Raw genomic sequence first — 560 nt, forward strand, 5'->3', positions numbered from 1 at the left:
TGGCGGTTTCATCTGCTGGCTTTCCGGTTAGGCGACTTTTTTCTACGGCAATACCCGCCGAAGAAATCTGTTTATCTGGGAGTAGTTGCTGTAGTAACCGCTCTCCTGTGGGGGAACGACAAATATTACCTACACACACGACAAGAATGTTCGAAAACATGTTTTGCTCCTTATAGACAACGTTTGAATGACTTGTTTGTGTTCAAACAAGCCCTTCAGAATGCTTTTTCTATGGCCAAGTCCTGACTCGAAGGACGCCTTCTGTAAGTTCATTGAAGCCAGAGATGGTAGGTACTAGCTGTGCAATAACGCGATTCCAACGACTGATAGGCGCCGCAGTGACATAAACGATGTCATACGGTTTGAGAGCAAATTCAGTACCAATAACGAGCGCTGCCGCATCGGAGACATCAAGTTGATATATGTCGCCCAGTGAACCAGCGTCTTGTGACTTCCTAATTACGAATACACCTGTCGCATCCGCTGATATCTGATTAATACCGCCAACGTTACTTAAAGCTTCCGTAAGGCTCATGCCAGCGCGATCTATTTTCAGTAGT

The 560-nt window shown here is 45.9% G+C and carries 2 pseudogenes; both read right to left on the minus strand.

Annotation, left to right across the window (positions count from 1 at the left end):
• Positions 1-160: pseudogene (locus R7Q11_RS28425) on the minus strand (low molecular weight phosphotyrosine protein phosphatase); the annotation flags it as partial.
• Positions 161-229: 69 nt separating this feature from the next.
• Positions 230-560, minus strand: a pseudogene (locus R7Q11_RS28430) (sugar transporter); the annotation flags it as partial.

The organism is Vibrio sp. 970 (genome assembly GCF_033339075.1).